Origin of the sequence: Leifsonia sp. Root1293, from assembly GCF_001425325.1 — a bacterium.
Taxonomy (GTDB): Bacteria; Actinomycetota; Actinomycetes; order Actinomycetales; family Microbacteriaceae; genus Orlajensenia.
Genome location: NZ_LMEH01000001.1, coordinates 595,722 through 612,075, shown reverse-complemented (window position 1 = coordinate 612,075; position 16,354 = coordinate 595,722). Strand labels below are relative to the sequence as shown.

The following is a 16,354-nucleotide window of genomic DNA, read 5'->3' as shown; positions in this document are numbered from 1 at the left end:
CCCACCGCGCTTCGCGACAAGGGGCGGAGACGGGTTCTGCATGCGATGTTCACCGAGCCGAAACGTCCACTCAACATCAGGGCCGACCGACCATCTGCCGGAGTCGGCGGACGCCTCCGGACCGGTTCACCCTGTCGCCGGTCCGCGAGGAGGGCTATCCTGCAGGCAAGACGCCCGAGATGCCGATCACCGTCGATCGGCGCGCAGTCGCCTTGCCACGAATTCTTCCCGACGTGCAAGGAGCATCGCATGAGTGCAGCAAGATCGTTCACCGCGGGTTTCGTCGGTGCCACCCTGGCGGCGGGCCTGCTGGTCGCCGGCGGAGTGCAGCCGACCGCGATCACGCCGACCACAGCCGGTGCGGTGACATTCACCGCGTCCGGCGACTTCAACTCGACGACCCAGACATCCGCCGTGCTGAACCAGATCAAGACCATCGGACCCGATCTGCACCTGGCGCTCGGCGACCTCGCCTACACGAGCGATCCCGAACAGGTGTGGTGCGACTACGTGACCGCCAGGACGGGTGCTGGGTTCCCCTTCGAGCTGGTCGCGGGCAATCACGAGAGCAACGGCCTCAACGGCAACATCGACAACTTCTCGGCCTGTCTGCCGAACCAGTTGCCCGGAGCCGTCGGCACCTATGGACGCCAGTACTACGTCGACGTTCCGCAACGGGATCCCCTCGTGCGGTTCATCCAGGTCTCGGCCGGCCTGACCTACCCCGACGGGCTGTGGTCGTACTCCGCCGGGACGGCTCGCTACCTCTGGACAGCGGCGGCCATCGACAGCGCTCGAGCGGCCGGCATCCCGTGGGTGGTAGTCAGCACGCACAAGCCGTGCCTGTCGGTCGGGCAGTACTCCTGCGACACGGCTGACCTCACGAACCTCCTGGTCAGCAAGCGGGTCGACCTCGTACTCAGCGGTCACGAGCATCTGTATTCGCGCACCAAGCAGTTGGCCCAGCGTGCCGGATGCGCGGCCATCGTGCCCGGGACGTTCACCGCGGCCTGCGTCGTCGACGCCGACGACGACCTCGCCCGCGGTGCCGGAACCGTGTTCGCCACTGTTGGCACCGGCGGCACTCCGTTGAGGAACGTCACCGCCTCCGATTCCGAGGCGCAGTACTTCGCGGCATCCTCCGGCCTCAACTCATCGCCCAGCTGGGGGTCGCTGCTCGTCACTGCCGACGCGACCAGCCTGAGCGCCGGTTTCCAGCCCACCGCCGGCGGCACCTACACCGACGCGTTCGTGATCCGTCAGGGCACGTCCACTCCCAACGAACCGCCCGTGGCCTCGTTCACGACGGCCTGCACCGATCTGACCTGCACGGCGGATGCCTCCGCATCGTCGGACTCCGACGGAACGATCGCGAGCAGCGCCTGGAACTTCGGCGACGGCACGCCAGGCACCGGGACCATCGCGACGCACAGCTACGCCGTCTCCGGCACGTACACAGTCGCCCTGACCGTGACGGATGACGACGGTGCCGTCGGCACCGTCACGCATCCCGTCACGGTCAGCGTGCCCGGGGGGCCGACGGTCTACGCCTCCGACGCCTTCTCCCGCACCGTCACGACCGGCTTCGGAACGGCCGACACGGGCGGTGCCTGGTCGACCACCGGCACGTCGACGGCATTCCAGGTCGCGGCAGGCGTCGGCTTCATCCGCCATGCCAAGGCCGGCGGCACGCTCGACGCCAACCTCCCATCGCCCGCATCGACGACGACCGACCTCCAGTACCGGATCTCGGCGGACAAGCCGCCGACCGGCGGTGGGATCTACATCGTGACGACGGGTCGCAGGGTCCCCGGCGCCGGTTCGTACAAAGCGCAGGCCATCATCAAGTCGACCGGTCAGGTCACTCTCGCCCTGTCACGCGAGAACCCCGTCGGTGCGGGCGCCACGATCCAGGCTGCGGTCCTCGTTCCCGGGCTCTCGTATTCAGCCGGCGACCAACTGCTCGTGCGGATGCAGGTCACCGGAACCTCCCCCACGACGGTTCAGGCGAGGATCTGGAAGTCGGGCACGCCGGAGCCCGCAGTGTGGCACCGGTCGATCACTGACGCGACAGGACCGCTGCAGGCGGCCGGGTCGACCGGAGTGAGTACCTACGTGTCCAGCTCGGCCACGAACGCCCCGGTGGTGCTGTCGCTCGACGACTACCTGATGCGGGCGCCGTGACAGCTCATCGCTCGAGGACGGCAGGCGCTCCCACCCTGTAGAACAGGAACGGGATCACCGAGACGAGGCAGCTCGCGGCCGGAATCAGGGTGATCGCGACGAAGACGGTGTTCTGCATCGAAGCCGTGACATCGACGCCGGCCTCATAGCCGGCGGCAACGACGAAGACCCCGAAGACGAGAACCGCGAGAGCGTTCATGATCTTGGAGGCGAACGTCAGCCCGGCGAAGGAGATGCCCTCATTGCGCACCCCCAGGCGACGCTCGGCATCGTCGACCGAGTCGGCGATCATGGTCGCCTGGGTCACGAGGAAGATGCCGAGGGTGAGTCCGGTGAGGAAGATGAACACCAGGATGGCGACGATGTTCGCGAACCCGACGAAGTACATGCCCGTGTACAGGCAGGCTGCGATCACGGTGCTGGTCACGATGAGAGTTCGAGCTGACATGGCGCGCAGCAGCAGCGGTGTCGTGAACGACGAGATCACCATGCCGAGGATGATCGCTGCGCCGACGAGGGTGAAGGTGCCCTCGTCGCCGTAGGCGATGACCACGAACACGGCGCCTCCGGCCTGCACGATGAAACGCCCGAAGCCCAGTACCGAGCCCAGCAGCACCATGAGCAGCGGTGTGTTGTGCACCAGGGTCGACAGCAGTTGGCGCATGGTGAGCCCGGTGGCCGCGGCGGTCGTCTGGCGTTCCCTGGTGAAGAAGAAGGCGAGCAGGAACACCCCCATGCCGAGGATCGAGGTGCTGAACACGGCGAGCGACCAGCCGGCGCTCGTGGTGTCCGGTCCGAAGCTGAACAGGCGGGCGACCCAGGGCATGCCCAGCGTGGCCAGTCCGAGCGCGATGGCTCCGAACGCCCGCACCATGCCGATGACCCGGGTGCGCGCTGTCGGATCGGTGAAGGCCGACCCGATGAGTCCCCAGAAGGGCACGTCGCAGACCGTGTACGCCAGGCTCCACAGCATGTAGCAGATCCCGAAGTAGACCAGCTTCAGCGGCTCGGCGACGTCGGGAATGGTGAACAGCAACCCCGAGAGCAGGGCGACGGGTGCGGCGGAGAACAGGATGTACGGCCGCAGCTTGCCCCACCGGCTGCTCGTCATGTCGATGATGCTGCCCATGACGGGATCGAGGATCGCGTCGATGATCTTCGACACTGTGATGATGATGGTGACCACGGCGAGGCCGGCCGTGCTGATGCCGGCGTACTGCAGCAGGTAGACGAGGATGAACGTCGACACCGTCGTCAGCACGATGTTCTGGCCGAAGCCGGCCGTGACGACGGCGAGACTCTGAACGCGCAGTGGAATCGCCGGTGGCCTGGCCGTCTGGTCTGCGGTGACTGTCATCGCGGGGGCTCCAGCAGCAGGGTCTTGATCTCGAACGGACGGAATTCCAGCCTCCCCGGGTCGGCATCGGCCATGGGTCGCTCGAGGAGATCCGTGCTGCGGATGCGGCCGTGCGGGACGTTCACCGCCAGCGCCGTCGTGGTGGCGCGACCGAGGCTCTCGTAGAGCCTCAGCACGACGCCATCGCCCTCGTCCGCTCGCTTGACGGTCTCGACGACGACTCCGGCGTCTGCCACGGTCGCGACGCTGTCCAGTCGGATGCCCTCGGTGATGCGCAGCGGGTTGTTCAACCTGTAGCCCTCGCGCACGACCTTCTCCAGGTCGCCGTTCTCGAACGGACAGAAGGCGTAGGTGAATCGGTGTCTGCCGCGATCGGCGGTCTTGTCGGGGTAGGTGGGAGCGCGCAGCAGGTTGAGGCTGAGCAGACCGTTCTTGGCCCGATGCCCGTACTTGCTGTCGTTGAGCAGGGCGAAGCCGCCTCGGGCGTCCTCGGTCGCGATCCACTTGTGCGCGCAGACCTCGAACTGGGCCTTCTCGACGGAGTCGCGCTCGGTCGTCGCTCGCTCGATGTGACCGAACTGGATCTCGCACTTCACGGATTCGCCGTAGTGGGATGGCCGGAACTCGGCTCGCAGCATCCGATGCCTCTCCTGCCACTCGACGATGGTCTCGAAGCGCACGACGTCGCTGCCGGCCTCGAGGACCACGCGCTGCTCCACCGTGACGGTGCGACCGCGATAGAGCTGTCGTCGCACGGCCGTGGCGCCGTCGACGAAGCTCTCGACCCTCGTGACCTTCAGCACGCGCGGCGCCTTGTTCACGTAGTCGGCATCGATGTCCCAGGCGTTGAACGGCCATACGTACGGATCCTTGTGAACGACCAACCGATTGAGGCCGTCGCCGGCGTGCTCGGCACCGGTGGCATCGAGGCACGACACGATCGTTCCGGTCTCGTCGAAACGAAGGGTCAGGATGCCGTTGCTCAGGGTGTCCGCGGTGAAGCCCAGTCCGGGGACCTCCTCAGCGGGAGCGAGCGGGGCTGCCGCATACGGCGGAACCACCGCCCGGTGCCAGGAGCCGGCGACCTTCACATGCTCGTCGCGCGGGAAACCGGTGAGGTTCAGGGCGGTGAGGTCATCGCCCTGAACCGGGAGCCGGGCGACCAGCTCATCGGCATAGACGTCGAGGGCGGTCTCGATGCGCTCGTACGTGGCGATCGCCTCGCGGTTCACCCGCTCGATCGACGAGCCCGGGATGATGTCGTGGAACTGGTTCAGCAGCACCTCGCGCCAGTGCTCCGCGAGCACCGGCCGGCTGTCGTCGCCGACGATCACGGCCAGGGCCTCCGCCTCGTGCAGCTTGCGCTCAACGAGTCGGTTGTGCCGCTTGATCTGCGCCTGCGTCGTATAGGTGCCCTGGTGCGTCTCCAGGTAGAGCTCTCCGGCGTGGGTGTGCGGAACGTCGCGCTTCTCCAGCTCACGGAAGAACGCCCCTGCAGACGAGTACTCCACCTTCGGCAGACCGCGGAGGCTCTGCTCCCGCCGGGTCACCTCGTGGTGGATCTCGTTGGGGCCGCCGCCGCCGTCGCCGGAACCGTAGACGAGCAGCGCGGTGTTCAGGGCACGTTCGGGATATTTCGCGAGCCCGGTGAGCAGATTGTCGGCGGCTCCGCGACTGTTGTAGTCGCCCTCCGGCGGCATGTGCACGAGCACTCTCGATCCGTCGATGCCCTGCCAGTGGAACGTGCGGTGCGGGAAGTCGTTGACCTTGTTCCAGGCCAGCTTGATCGTCTGGAACCAGTCCATGCCGGCCCCTCGGAGGATCTGCGGAAGGTTGCCGTTGTAGCCGAACGTGTCGGGAAGCCAGCAGAGGCGCAGCTGCTCGTCGGTCAACCCGAACTCCTCCTGCAGGAAACGCCGGCCCACTGTCGCCTGGCGCACCAACGACTCCCCCGACGGCAGGTTCGTATCGGGTTCCACCCAGAACGAACCCTGCAGTTCCAGGCGCCCGGCCGCGACGGCAGTCCGCATCCGTTCGAAGAGCTGCGGATGCCGCTCCTTCGTCCACGCCATCTGCTGCGGCTGACTGGTGCCGTAGATGTAGTCGTCGCGTCGGTCGATGCTGTTCAACGCCCGCACGTAGGTCCGGGCAGCCTTGCGGCGGGTCTCGCGCAACGGCCAGAGCCAGGCCATGTCGAGGTGGCCGTGACCGACGGCGCTGTACACGAAGTCGCTCGTCGACTGCTGCTCCAGCTGCTCGGCGAGCGCCGCCCGCGCCCCGGAGACGTCGCCGCCGGTGAATCGGGCGTAGGCGAGGCCGAGAGCGGCGCGCACCTCGGCCTCGAGGGCGGCGTCGTCGGTCGCGCCGGCCAGGACGAGCAGTGTGAGGTAGTCGTAGAACAGGCCGTAGGCCTCGTCGTCGACAGTGGCCAACCGGGCGCCGTGATAGACCGCGCGTCCGACCTCGTAGAGGATGAACCCGTTGTATGCGACGTCGGCGTAGAGCTCGACCGCCCCGGTCGTCAGATCGACGTTGCGCACGGGTCGGTACTTTCCCCCGCCGCTCTGCGGCAGATCGCCCTGCTGGAAGACCGTGCTCACCGAGTCGAGAAGTTCGCCACCGGGCGAGTACACGAGACCCTCGCCCCGGATGCCGAGCAGGACGACGGCGTTCTCGGCACCGGCCGGCGCCTCGCCGGTGATGCGCAGCCACGCGCAGTCGAAGACCTTGCCCCAGTGCGACCCGGGGCGCAGCGGCGTGAACGCTGTGCGGTCGAGCTGCTCGAACGGGATCGGCTCCGGTGAGCGGACGATCTCCGCATCGAGTGTCGCGACCGTCGTGTAGACGCGGCGACGGATGCGCATGAGCCGGCGATACTCGCGGGGCTGCTGCGCGCGAAGACCGAACAGCCATGATGCGAATCCCGCCATCCGTGCCTCCTCGCATCGAGGCCGACCACTTCGCGACTCCGCCGCGGCGGTGCGGGAACGGATCGAGCGGCGGCTCGCGGTGGTCAGTCTATGTCAGCGCACCGTCGCTGCCGGCGCCGCCACCGCCGCCGATGTCGCCCGATTTCCTCCGCGTGTGCTCCGTGCCCTCGATCCGCTAGGTTTCCGATTGTGGGTGTCTGCGGATGCCGGACGGGGGCGTGCAAATGGATCTGGACGTGACGGGGGTCGGCCGGGTGGCCGGCACTGGAGCCGTGCCTTCTGCGGCGAGCACTGTACTCGGGGTGAACGTGTTCGCATTCGATTCCCACGTCGCGGCGACGCCGACACCTCACGGCGAGCCGACACCGCACAGAACGAAGGAGCCCCGATGACATCCGTCACTGCCCAGCCGGAGGTGCGCACCTCCTGGCTCCCCATGATCGGCCTGTTCCTCGCCCAGATCCTGATGTCGTACAACGTGTCAGCGCTCCCTGTCTCGCTGGGCGGCATGGTCGACGACTTCGGCGTTCCACCGACCGACGTCAGCACCGCCATCGTCACCTACGGGCTCGTCGTCGCGGCTCTCGTGATGGTCGGGGCGAAGATCGGGCAACGCATCGGCTGGATCATCGTCTTCCGCATCGTCGTCGCGCTGTTCGCGGTCTCGGCCGTCACGATGATCCTCGCGCCGTCCATCGGCTGGGTCATCTTCGCCCAGGCTCTGGCCGGCGCATCCGCGGCCATCATCGTGCCGTCACTCGTAGCCCTCATCGCGGAGAACTATCGGGGCGCCCAACAGGCAACGGCCATCGGTTCCCTCGGCTCGGCTCGCGCGCTGGCCGGCGTCAGCGCATTCCTCATCGGCGGCACCCTCGCCACGCTCGTCGGTTGGCGGTACGTGTTCGTCGTCGTGCTCGTCCTCGCGGTCGCCGTGTTCATCCTGAGCTTCTGGCTCCGGTCCGACAAGGGGAATCCCGGCATCACCATCGACGTCGTCGCCGCGATCCTCATCGGCGCCGGCATCGTGATGCTGACCCTGGGAGTGAACAACCTCAACTCGTGGGGCCTCCTGCAGGCGACATCCGGAGCGCCGTTCGACATCGCCGGGCTCTCCCCCGCTCCCATCCTCATCGTGCTCGGCGTCGTGCTGGTGCAACTGTTCTTCCTCTGGACCCGGCGCCGCACCAAGGCAGGCAAGGTTCCCCTCGTGAGCCTGTCCGTGTTCGGATCCTCGAGAGAGCGCGCCGCGGTCTACGCCATGTTCATCGTGGTGTTCATGGAGGCGGCATTGAACTTCACGGTTCCGCTCTACATCCAGATCGTGCAGGGACGCACCCCGTTCGACACCTCGTTGGCGATGCTCCCCTTCAACCTGACCGTCTTCATCACCGCAACGCTGGTCGTGCGGTTCTACAAGCGATTCGCGCCCAGGACCATCGGCATGTTCTCCTTCGGCCTCACCACCATCGCGCTGGTCTGGTTGTCCTTCGTCGTGACCAACAACTGGGAGACGATCCCCACCATCCTCGGCCTCGTCGTCTTCGGCATCGGCCAGGGCGCCCTCGTCACCCTCGTCTTCAACGTGCTCGTCACGGCATCACCGAAGACGCTCGCCGGCGACGTGGGTTCCGTCCGCGGAACCACCCAGAACCTCGCCTCAGCGGTCGGAACGGCCGTTGCAGGAGCCCTCCTCGTCGGCATCCTCACCGCGAACGTCATCAGCGCCCTCGCCGGCAATGTCGACCTCCCCCCATCCCTGGTGTCGCAGGTCGACATGGACAACACGAACTTCGTGAGCAACGAGAGGCTCGAGGAGGTGCTGTCCGCGACGGATGCCTCCTCAGCGCAGGTCGACGCCGCCATCGCCCTGAACGAGGAAGCGCGCCTCAGCGCCCTCAAGACCGGGCTGCTGATCCTGGCCGGCATCAGCGTGATCGCCATCGTTCCGGCCAGCCGACTCCCGAAGTACCGACCGCAGGAGATCCCGGAGTCCGTGGCGACGGGCCAGAGCGAATAGCGATGGCTGAACCAGCGCAGGATGAAGCGAATCCAGCCGAAGCACCGGGGGAAGCAGACCACCGGTTCCCGCGCTGGCTCGTCGTCACCGCCGCCGTCGTGGTGGCGCTGCTGCTGATCGCCGTGGGATTCGCCGCCGGCGCGCTCACCACCGCGGCCGTGAGTGCCGACAGGGGTTCCTGCGATGCTGCATCCGTGGCCGACAGGGTGCTGCCATCCGTCGTGACGATCACCGTGGGCTCCGGCAACGGCAGCGGGCAGGTCATCACGAAGGATGGCCACATCCTCACGAACGATCACGTCATCTCGTCGGCCGCCGCCTCGGGCGCGGTCTCCGTCAGGTTCAGCGATGGACACCAGTTGCCCGCAAGCATCGTCGGGCGTGACCCCAAGACCGACCTCGCCGTCCTGAAGGTGGACACCGACGAGGATCTCGCGGTGATCGAGGAGGGCAGCTCGGGGTCGTTGTCCGTCGGGCAACCCGTCGTCGCCATCGGCGCTCCGCTGGGGCTGTACAGCTCGGTAACGGCCGGCATCGTGAGCGCACTCGGGCGCAACGTTCCCGTCCCGACCGATGGCGACAGGAACGCGGTGCTGGTCGGAGCGATCCAGACCGACGCCTCGATCAACCCGGGCAACTCGGGCGGAGCGCTCGTCGACTGCCGGGGCCGACTCGTCGGCGTGAACACGGCGATCTCCTCGGTACCCGGGGCCGGCGGCCAGAGCAGCACCGGCAGCGTCGGCATCGGTTTCGCGGTGCCCCAGGCCGTGGCCATGCCGCTCGCCCACCAGCTCATCGAGCATGGTGAGGTGACCTACCCGAACATCGGCGCGGAGCTCATCCCGATCCCGCTGGCGTCTGCCGCGCACTTCGGTGTCGAGGGCGGCTTGTTCGTCCAGGGCATCACCGCAGGAGGACCAGCCGATGACGCCGGCATCCGCCCGGGCGACGTCATCACGGCGATCAACTCTCAGGCGGCGTCGAATTTCGACGTACTGACGAAGGTGCAACTGACCAGGGCAGCCGGTGAGACGATCGACGTCACGTACGTGCGCGCTGGCGAGACCGTCACCGTCGAGGTGACACTGGCCGACTGACGTGCGGCCGACCCGCGGCTGCCAGCCGGTGCGACCGCAGCGGACATGAAAAAAGCCCCGGTGAGGGGGCTATTTCAAATGGTGGGCGATACTGGGATCGAACCAGTGACCTCTTCCGTGTCAGGGAAGCGCGCTACCGCTGCGCCAATCGCCCAAGGTTGGGATCTGCGATCTCAACTTGAGGTGGATACGGGATTCGAACCCGTGTATACGGCTTTGCAGGCCGCTGCCTCGCCTCTCGGCCAATCCACCGTGCGGGTTCACTCCATGAAAATGAACCGGACTTGCGCCCGATCCTTTTCGAGCGGATGACGAGATTCGAACTCGCGACCCTCACCTTGGCAAGGTGATGCGCTACCACTGCGCCACATCCGCGTAACTGCTCTCGCAGTCTCGCTGCTGCATTTCTGCAACAAGAACGACAATAACCGAAACCGTCCCCGCATACAAAACGTGAGGGCTCCGGGCGTGTCCAAACTGAGAATCCCTTCTCGGGATGCTGCGGGCCACCGGAGGCCGTGCGTCGATGTGCGTCAGCCGCCATCCGTCGGCTAGTATCGGTAACCGCAGCACGGGAAACCCTGCAGCAACGGGCGATTGGCGCAGTTGGTAGCGCGCTTCCTTCACACGGAAGAGGTCATCGGTTCGAGTCCGGTATCGCCCACTCCAATCTTCTTGCTCAGGACGTTTACTGATGATCGTGTTGATCCTCCATGAATGCTGGGGCAAGCGGTAGGCCGCTGCGTCGCGGGTATCCCCCGCAGCGCCAGACGGCTCGAATACAGCCGCCCAAGAGTCCGGTCACTCTTGATTACCGCTGGACTTCAGAGCGATCCGGCTCGGATCTTCTTGTACCAGCACGACTCCACGAGCAGGTCGGTTCTGATTCCATTTGGCCGACGCCCGGATTGGACTTGATCCATCCAAAGCCTGACCAACTTCTAATACTTCGCCCGGCGTTGCTGTGGTGCTACGACGGCGCCTTACAGGTTAATCATCGGCAGACGAAAGCCTCCGTTGCAAAACTCGCTGGAGTTGGCAGCCGCACGCAACACAGCAGGCTTCCAATGGTTCATGCCATACGGGCGAGTAGCACTTCGGGCATCACGATCCAGGTATTTCCGAACGGACGCTGCGCCATCCTCAGCGTAATACTCCTCTATCGAACCCAACTTCTCGGCGATCAGTTCGGTCGCATTCTCGGCGTACGCAGTTCCAAGCTCGAAGTACTCAAACTGCGACCTAACTAGGTCAACCGTCGATCTCGGCATCCCTTTAGTTCGCTTGATTCGAAAGGAAATTACTATTGAGTCGTCGGTAATGCTGAGCTTCGCGCGAAGGAAGCGCTTCGTAGTGGGCAAGGAATCGAGGTAAGCATGAAGATACGCTGGCACGCCCTCGCTAGCCCTCCAGCCCTCACCTTTTCGCTTATTGCAGATTCCGCATGCCGGTACCAAGTTGACCGATAGCGCGGCGAATTCGGGGAAATGCTCTTTCGGGAGGAAGTGATCGAGCTCACTCGACGGCCGGATCCCACAGAGGCAGCAGACGCTGCTCCTCGCCAGGATCTGGTCTCCATCGCGCGACAGCGCACCGGATCGCAAAACCGTATAGTTTGAGCGCAGAATGTCGCCGGCTGCCGCCTCATTCACCAAACTAGAAAGTTGGTAGAGGCCGTCAAGACCGTATGAATCGTAAGCATTCATCACCGTCGGCCTCATCGAGGCCAGAGAACTTCTCGTCGATTGTCGACGTCTGGCTGCGAGGCGGTCATAGAGGTCGAGCTCGTTAAGCTCAGGGAACGGAAGGCTGCGCATGCTTATTCCGAAAGCCTTTGTGCGCGGGCGGCCAGTGCCCTAGCTTGGGTGCTCAGCCCCATCGGAAACATGGCCTCGATTTGATCGATGTCCATCTCACTCGCCAGAGTTCGGATTCTCGCGCGGTAGTCAGAAACTGTGTTGTCGAGCCCAAACACCTCCTGCGTCAACTCGCCGAGGCCCGCACCAAAAGTCTCCATTCGAGGGTTGAGAACCCGCACAACTCCACCAAATCGCTCGAGGACTTGTACATCCTTGGCAGGCACCTCTTGGAGCACGACGGGGCTATGAGTCGCGACAATTGCGAACGAGTCGAAGTTGCCAAGAAGTCGTTGGATAGCGCGCAGCAGCGCCGCGAGCATTGGCGGATGGAGGTGCGTTTCGGGCTCGTCGACTAGCACCAATGACTGCATCCTGAGGTGGGCCGCAAGTTGGACGATGATGTTGATGACAATCTTTTGGCCAGCACTGAGTCGACCGAGAACCTCTCGCGGAGGTTCTCGGTCGGATATCCACGCCGACAGCCGAAGCCCTGCGCGCCCAAAGGAGGGGTCCTGCTCAAGCTCGACCAACGCCTCACGGAGCGGGGTCAGGTCCCGTTTGCACGCAGACTGGAAGGCCTCAATAACCTCTGCATCGAGCTCGTCGAGAGACTTCAGCTCTTGACTGGCCCTTCCGTCCTGCAATCGTCGTAGGCCACAGTATGTGTAGCCGAATCGAGTCGTGGACGACGATTCGTCCGGCTGGAACAAGTCGCTGTCGATCCCTGGGAAACTGCGCGGGAGTTCGAAATGGTCGAAGGCACTGTATGAGACAGCGACTACGGATCCGAAGGTCATCTCGCGATGCCTCCGGCCCTGCCTACCTAGCCCCACTTTGCTGACATCCCTGGCGATCTCTGCGAGGAGCCTCGTCTTTCCCACGCCGTTGTATCCAATGAGGACCTTGCACCGACCAGGCAACACACCAGAGTCGTCAAAAGTGAACTGGAGATTCAGATCTAGCTCACTACTAAAATGCCAAAATGTCGAAGGGCGGAGAGTTCGAGCGTTATCGCCGAAGAGCAGCGGAGCGGTGGCGAGAGCATGCTCTGCCGCTCCAAACCGAAGCAGGGACGTGGACCAACCGTCCTCGAGCTCGAAACGCGCCGCAACCATAGCGTTCGTTGCCGCGTCGCGCATCGCGCTTAGATACGTGGCTCTCTCGCGTTTCGGCAGCGTAGAGAGCTTCTCGTAGTACTCAATGTCCTGGCCGAGGGAGCAATACTGTTCATCAAGAGATGTGAATTCGCTTGCTTCAAAGTGCGTCCTGCCCTCTTGTTGACCAGCACGGATAACCTTCACAGAACCGAGATCAATAGCATCGCCTCGTGGCAGAAACACTTGGACCTCAAACAACGTCTTGAAACCGAAGTCATCCCAGTCATCGCGTCGAAGTATGACGAGAGTTTCCACTGATGACGGCTCTACCCGTTCACGGCCTTCGACCACCCGAAACCTCATATATGTGCCTCCCTGCGATGACCCTACCGAGGTAGCACGTGCATGGCACTCAGCCGCGCAGTCCCCGCGGACGACGGGTTCCTTGTTGGGGCGAAGGGCGCGTCTCGCCTCAGCTGTTCGCGCCAGAACTCAGGACGGTCATCCGAGGCAATTGTCTTGGAATTCTCAGTAGAGCGATGGGCACGGTCGAGGCTTCGCTGGCCAACCGCTCTGGGCGCCCCTACGACCAGCCGTACCTGGAGCGCAGCGCAGCCTCGACGAGCTCGTAGCGTCGCTGATCGAGTGCAGCCGCCTCACGGCGCATCCCTGCGGGGTGCACCCGGAAGATGCGATCGATGTTCACCCAGCTCGCTCGACCCTCCGAGTCCCAGCCGCCTGCTCCGAGCGAGACGAAGGACCTCTCGCCCGCGTGGTCCTTGCTGGTCAGCTGGGCCGCCAGAACGGTCCCTCCAGGCTCTGTGGCCACGATGACGACGGGGCGGTCCTTGCCCCTGCCGTCGTTCTCCTCGTACGGAACCCAGGTCCACACGATCTCACCGGGATCGGGCGCTCCGTCTGTGGTCGGCGAATAGCTCAGGTGCACTGCCCCCACGCGGCGAGGGTCGACCTCGACGGTCGCCGTGGATGCAGCCGGCGTCCGGGATGTCGACGCGGGCACCGAGGACTCAGCACGTCGTTCGCCGCGCAGCATCCGCTGCACACCTGCCAGGAATGCGGGGAATCCCCGTGTCTTCGCCATCCTCGCACCCTAGCAAGCGCACGAAAAGGGGCGGTGGAGTCTCCTCCACCGCCCCGCACCGCCAGGTTCCGTGGCGGTGTTCCGTGTTACACGGTCTCGAGTGCGTAGCCCTCTTCGCCGTGAACGATCGTGTCGACTCCGGCGACCTCGTCCTCGTTGGTGATCCGGAAGCCCATGGTCTTCTGGATGATCCAGCCGATGGCGAAGGCCATGACGAAGGAGTAGACCATCACGACGGCGGCCGCGGCGAACTGCTTCCAGAGCTGCTCGAACGAGCCGGTGTCGATGAGGCCGATGCCGGCACCGAAAATACCGATGTAGAGCGTTCCGATGAGACCGCCGACGAGGTGGATGCCGACCACATCGAGCGAGTCGTCGAAGCCGAGCTTGAACTTGAGGTCGATCGCGATGGCGCAGACGGCACCGGCGAGGATGCCGAGCACGATGGCCCAGAACGGCGTCAGGATGTTGCAGGCAGGGGTGATCGCGACGAGACCGGCGACGGCACCGGATGCAGCACCGATGGCCGTCGGCTTGCCGTCCTTGATCTTCTCCACGACGAGCCAGCCCAGGATGGCGGCGGCGGGAGCGGCGAGGGTGTTGATCCACGCGATGGCGGCGACGCCGTCGACTGCGGCCTCGGAGCCGGCGTTGAAGCCGAACCAGCCGAACCAGAGCAGAGCGGCACCGAGCAGGGTGAGCGGCACGTTGTGCGGCTTCTGGATGCCCTTCTGGAAGCCGACGCGCTTGCCGAGCACCAGAGCGAGGGCGAGAGCGGCAGCACCGGCGTTGATGTGCACCGCGGTTCCACCGGCGAAGTCGTTGACACCCCAGACCGGAGCCCAGCCCTCAGCCAGGTTGAACACCATGAACGCGACGGGGAAGTAGACCAGCGTGACCCAGATGGCGGCGAAGACGATCCAGGCACCGAACTTCGCGCGGTCGGCGATCGCACCCGAGATCAGCGCGACGGTGATGATGGCGAAGGTGGCCTGGAAGCCGGCGAACGCGAGACCGGGCAGGTCGGGGTCCATCGCGCCGCCCTCGCCCAGGCCGAGGAGGCTGGTGAGGCCGATCGAGCCGTCGAACGGGTTGCCGACGATGCCCGGGATGAGCGGCGTGCCGAACGCGAGCCCGTAGCCGTAGAGCACCCAGAGCACACCGACCAGGGCCATGGCGCCGAAGCTCATCATCATCATCGAGATGACGCTCTTGGCTTTCACCATCCCGCCGTAGAAGAATGCGACGCCGGGCGTCATGAGAAGAACGAGTGCCGCTGCGACGAGCAGCCACAGCGAGTTAACGCCCGTGGCCGCGTCGTAGTCGGCTGCTGCAGTCAACAACATACGAATGGTCTCCCTTGAGGTCAGTGCTCCGGACACCAGACGGCCGCCTGCGGCTCCATCGGGTGTAGACGTCAGTTTTGACGCGGCACGTTTCGTCGGGGAGGTTCGGATGTTTCGGGTCTGTTACGTGAACGACTCGTTCGTAAACATCGTGTTTCGCGCGACCCGGAATCTCCCGACGAATGCTGGTGCTCGGCTGGGAGGCCCTGCGAATCAGTCGTGGGGAGGGAGTTCACCCGTCGTCAGGGCGATGAGGCGCGACATCGCGCGCAGGTACTTCTTGCGGTATCCGCCGGCGAGCATGGTCTCGTCGAAGACCTCGCTGAGCGGGAACCCGCTCGCGATGACCGGGATCTCCGCGTCGTAGACCCGGTCGATGAACGCGACGAGCCGCAGGGCGTCCGTCTGGTCGTGCAGCTCGTGCACGCCGCTGATGGCGATCACATCGAGCGCGTCGATCACCTTGATGTACTTCGACGGATGCACTGTCGCCAGGTGCGCCATCAGGTCGTCGAAGGTGTCGAGCGACACACGCTCCCCCTTCTCCCCCATGCCGGCGACCATGCGGGTGAGCGCATCGTCGTCGACGCTGACGGCCGAACCCTCCACGTCGCGTCGGCGGTAGTCCAGTCCGTCGATGCGGATGGTGCGGAACTGGGCCGAGAGGGCCTGGATCTCCCGGAGGAAGTCGGAGGCGGCGAAGCGCCCCTCCCCGAGCGCGTTCGGCGGCGTGTTGGAGGTGGCTGCCACCTGCGTGCCCGTTGCCATCAACTCGCCGAGGAGGCGGGTCATGAGCATGGTGTCGCCCGGATCATCGAGCTCGAACTCGTCGATGCAGATCAGCTGCGTACCGGTGAGAAGCTTCACGGTCGGCGCGTAGCCGAGCGCGCCAACGAGAGCCGTGTACTCGATGAACGTTCCGAAGTACTTGCGCCCGGGCGCCTGGTGCCAGAGGGCGGCCAGCAGGTGGGTCTTTCCGACGCCGAATCCGCCGTCGAGGTAGATGCCGGGCAGGGCGGCCTTCGGCTTCCGGTTGCGGGAGAAGAAGCCACCGGGGCGCTGCGCCCGCCAGACCCCCGCGAACTCGTGCAGGGCCTCGACGGCCTCGAGCTGCGACGGGTAGTTCGGGTCAGGACGATAGGACTCGAACGATGCGTGCTCGAACTGGGGCGGCGGAACGAGCTCCGAGGCGATCTCGGCCCCGGTGATGCTCGGCGACCGGTCGGTCAGATGGATGACGGGACGAGCCGGAGACATGCGTTCGAGGTTTCGTTTCTGTTCGTTGCGGAACGGGCTGCAGTCGCCTTCGTACGCCGCGTAGGTTTGAGAGCGGACAGACCACCAGCCTAATCCGCTTCCCTCACC

Annotated in this window: 10 protein-coding genes and 4 tRNA genes; 4 read left to right on the top strand and 10 right to left on the bottom strand. The window is 65.1% G+C overall.

The genetic code is table 11. From position 1 onward, the window contains the following. Positions 1-249 precede the first annotated feature (249 nt). Complete coding sequence (locus tag ASC59_RS17740; protein WP_055818131.1) at positions 250-2,184, top strand: PKD domain-containing protein; 1,935 nt, start codon at positions 250-252, stop codon at positions 2,182-2,184. 4 nt (positions 2,185-2,188) lie between these two features. Here ASC59_RS17740 and ASC59_RS02755 read toward each other — a convergent pair whose 3' ends face one another. Together ASC59_RS02755 and ASC59_RS02750 are read right to left on the bottom strand one after the other, a co-directional pair. Beyond that, the gene (locus ASC59_RS02755; protein WP_055818129.1) at positions 2,189-3,541 is read right to left on the bottom strand and encodes an MFS transporter; all 1,353 of its coding nucleotides are present in this window, start codon (positions 3,539-3,541) and stop codon (positions 2,189-2,191) included. Further along, the gene (locus ASC59_RS02750) at positions 3,538-6,471 is read right to left on the bottom strand and encodes an alpha-mannosidase (RefSeq protein WP_055818127.1); all 2,934 of its coding nucleotides are present in this window, start codon (positions 6,469-6,471) and stop codon (positions 3,538-3,540) included. Before ASC59_RS02750 ends, ASC59_RS02755 begins: the two co-directional genes overlap by 4 nt. Positions 6,472-6,859: 388 nt before the next feature. On the opposite strand from ASC59_RS02750, the gene ASC59_RS02745 reads away from it, so the two are divergent. Beyond that, the gene (locus tag ASC59_RS02745) at positions 6,860-8,488 is read left to right on the top strand and encodes an MFS transporter (protein ID WP_055818125.1); all 1,629 of its coding nucleotides are present in this window, start codon (positions 6,860-6,862) and stop codon (positions 8,486-8,488) included. A gap of 2 nt (positions 8,489-8,490) precedes the next feature. After that, the gene (locus ASC59_RS02740) at positions 8,491-9,585 is read left to right on the top strand and encodes a S1C family serine protease (protein WP_082513354.1); all 1,095 of its coding nucleotides are present in this window, start codon (positions 8,491-8,493) and stop codon (positions 9,583-9,585) included. 79 nt (positions 9,586-9,664) lie between these two features. On the opposite strand, the gene ASC59_RS02735 is transcribed toward ASC59_RS02740, so the two are convergent. The 3 genes from ASC59_RS02735 to ASC59_RS02725 form a co-directional block, all read right to left on the bottom strand. Further along, a tRNA-Val gene (locus ASC59_RS02735) sits at positions 9,665-9,739 on the bottom strand. A 27-nt stretch (positions 9,740-9,766) separates the two neighbouring features. After that, positions 9,767-9,837 (bottom strand) — tRNA-Cys (locus tag ASC59_RS02730). A gap of 51 nt (positions 9,838-9,888) precedes the next feature. Beyond that, positions 9,889-9,960: transfer RNA gene (locus ASC59_RS02725), tRNA-Gly, on the bottom strand. Between the two features lie 216 nt (positions 9,961-10,176). On the opposite strand from ASC59_RS02725, the gene ASC59_RS02720 reads away from it, so the two are divergent. Continuing rightward, positions 10,177-10,249: transfer RNA gene (locus ASC59_RS02720), tRNA-Val, on the top strand. A 319-nt stretch (positions 10,250-10,568) separates the two neighbouring features. Here ASC59_RS02720 and ASC59_RS17115 read toward each other — a convergent pair. The 5 genes from ASC59_RS17115 to zapE form a co-directional block, all read right to left on the bottom strand. Then, positions 10,569-11,294, bottom strand: a complete 726-nt coding sequence (locus ASC59_RS17115; RefSeq protein ID WP_162243166.1) for an HNH endonuclease — start codon at positions 11,292-11,294, stop codon at positions 10,569-10,571. Positions 11,295-11,404: 110 nt separating this feature from the next. Beyond that, entirely contained in the window at positions 11,405-12,856 is a 1,452-nt protein-coding gene (locus tag ASC59_RS02710) for an AAA family ATPase (RefSeq protein WP_055818121.1), read from the bottom strand. Between the two features lie 268 nt (positions 12,857-13,124). Then, positions 13,125-13,643: a type II toxin-antitoxin system PemK/MazF family toxin gene (locus ASC59_RS02705; RefSeq protein ID WP_157487905.1), complete on the bottom strand. Its 519-nt coding sequence runs from the start codon at positions 13,641-13,643 to the stop codon at positions 13,125-13,127. 86 nt (positions 13,644-13,729) lie between these two features. Beyond that, positions 13,730-14,989, bottom strand: a complete 1,260-nt coding sequence (locus tag ASC59_RS02700) for an ammonium transporter (protein ID WP_055818117.1) — start codon at positions 14,987-14,989, stop codon at positions 13,730-13,732. Positions 14,990-15,202: 213 nt separating this feature from the next. Continuing rightward, positions 15,203-16,246, bottom strand: coding sequence for a cell division protein ZapE (gene zapE / locus ASC59_RS02695; protein ID WP_055818115.1), 1,044 nt, complete (start codon positions 16,244-16,246; stop codon positions 15,203-15,205). Positions 16,247-16,354: the final 108 nt, after the last annotated feature.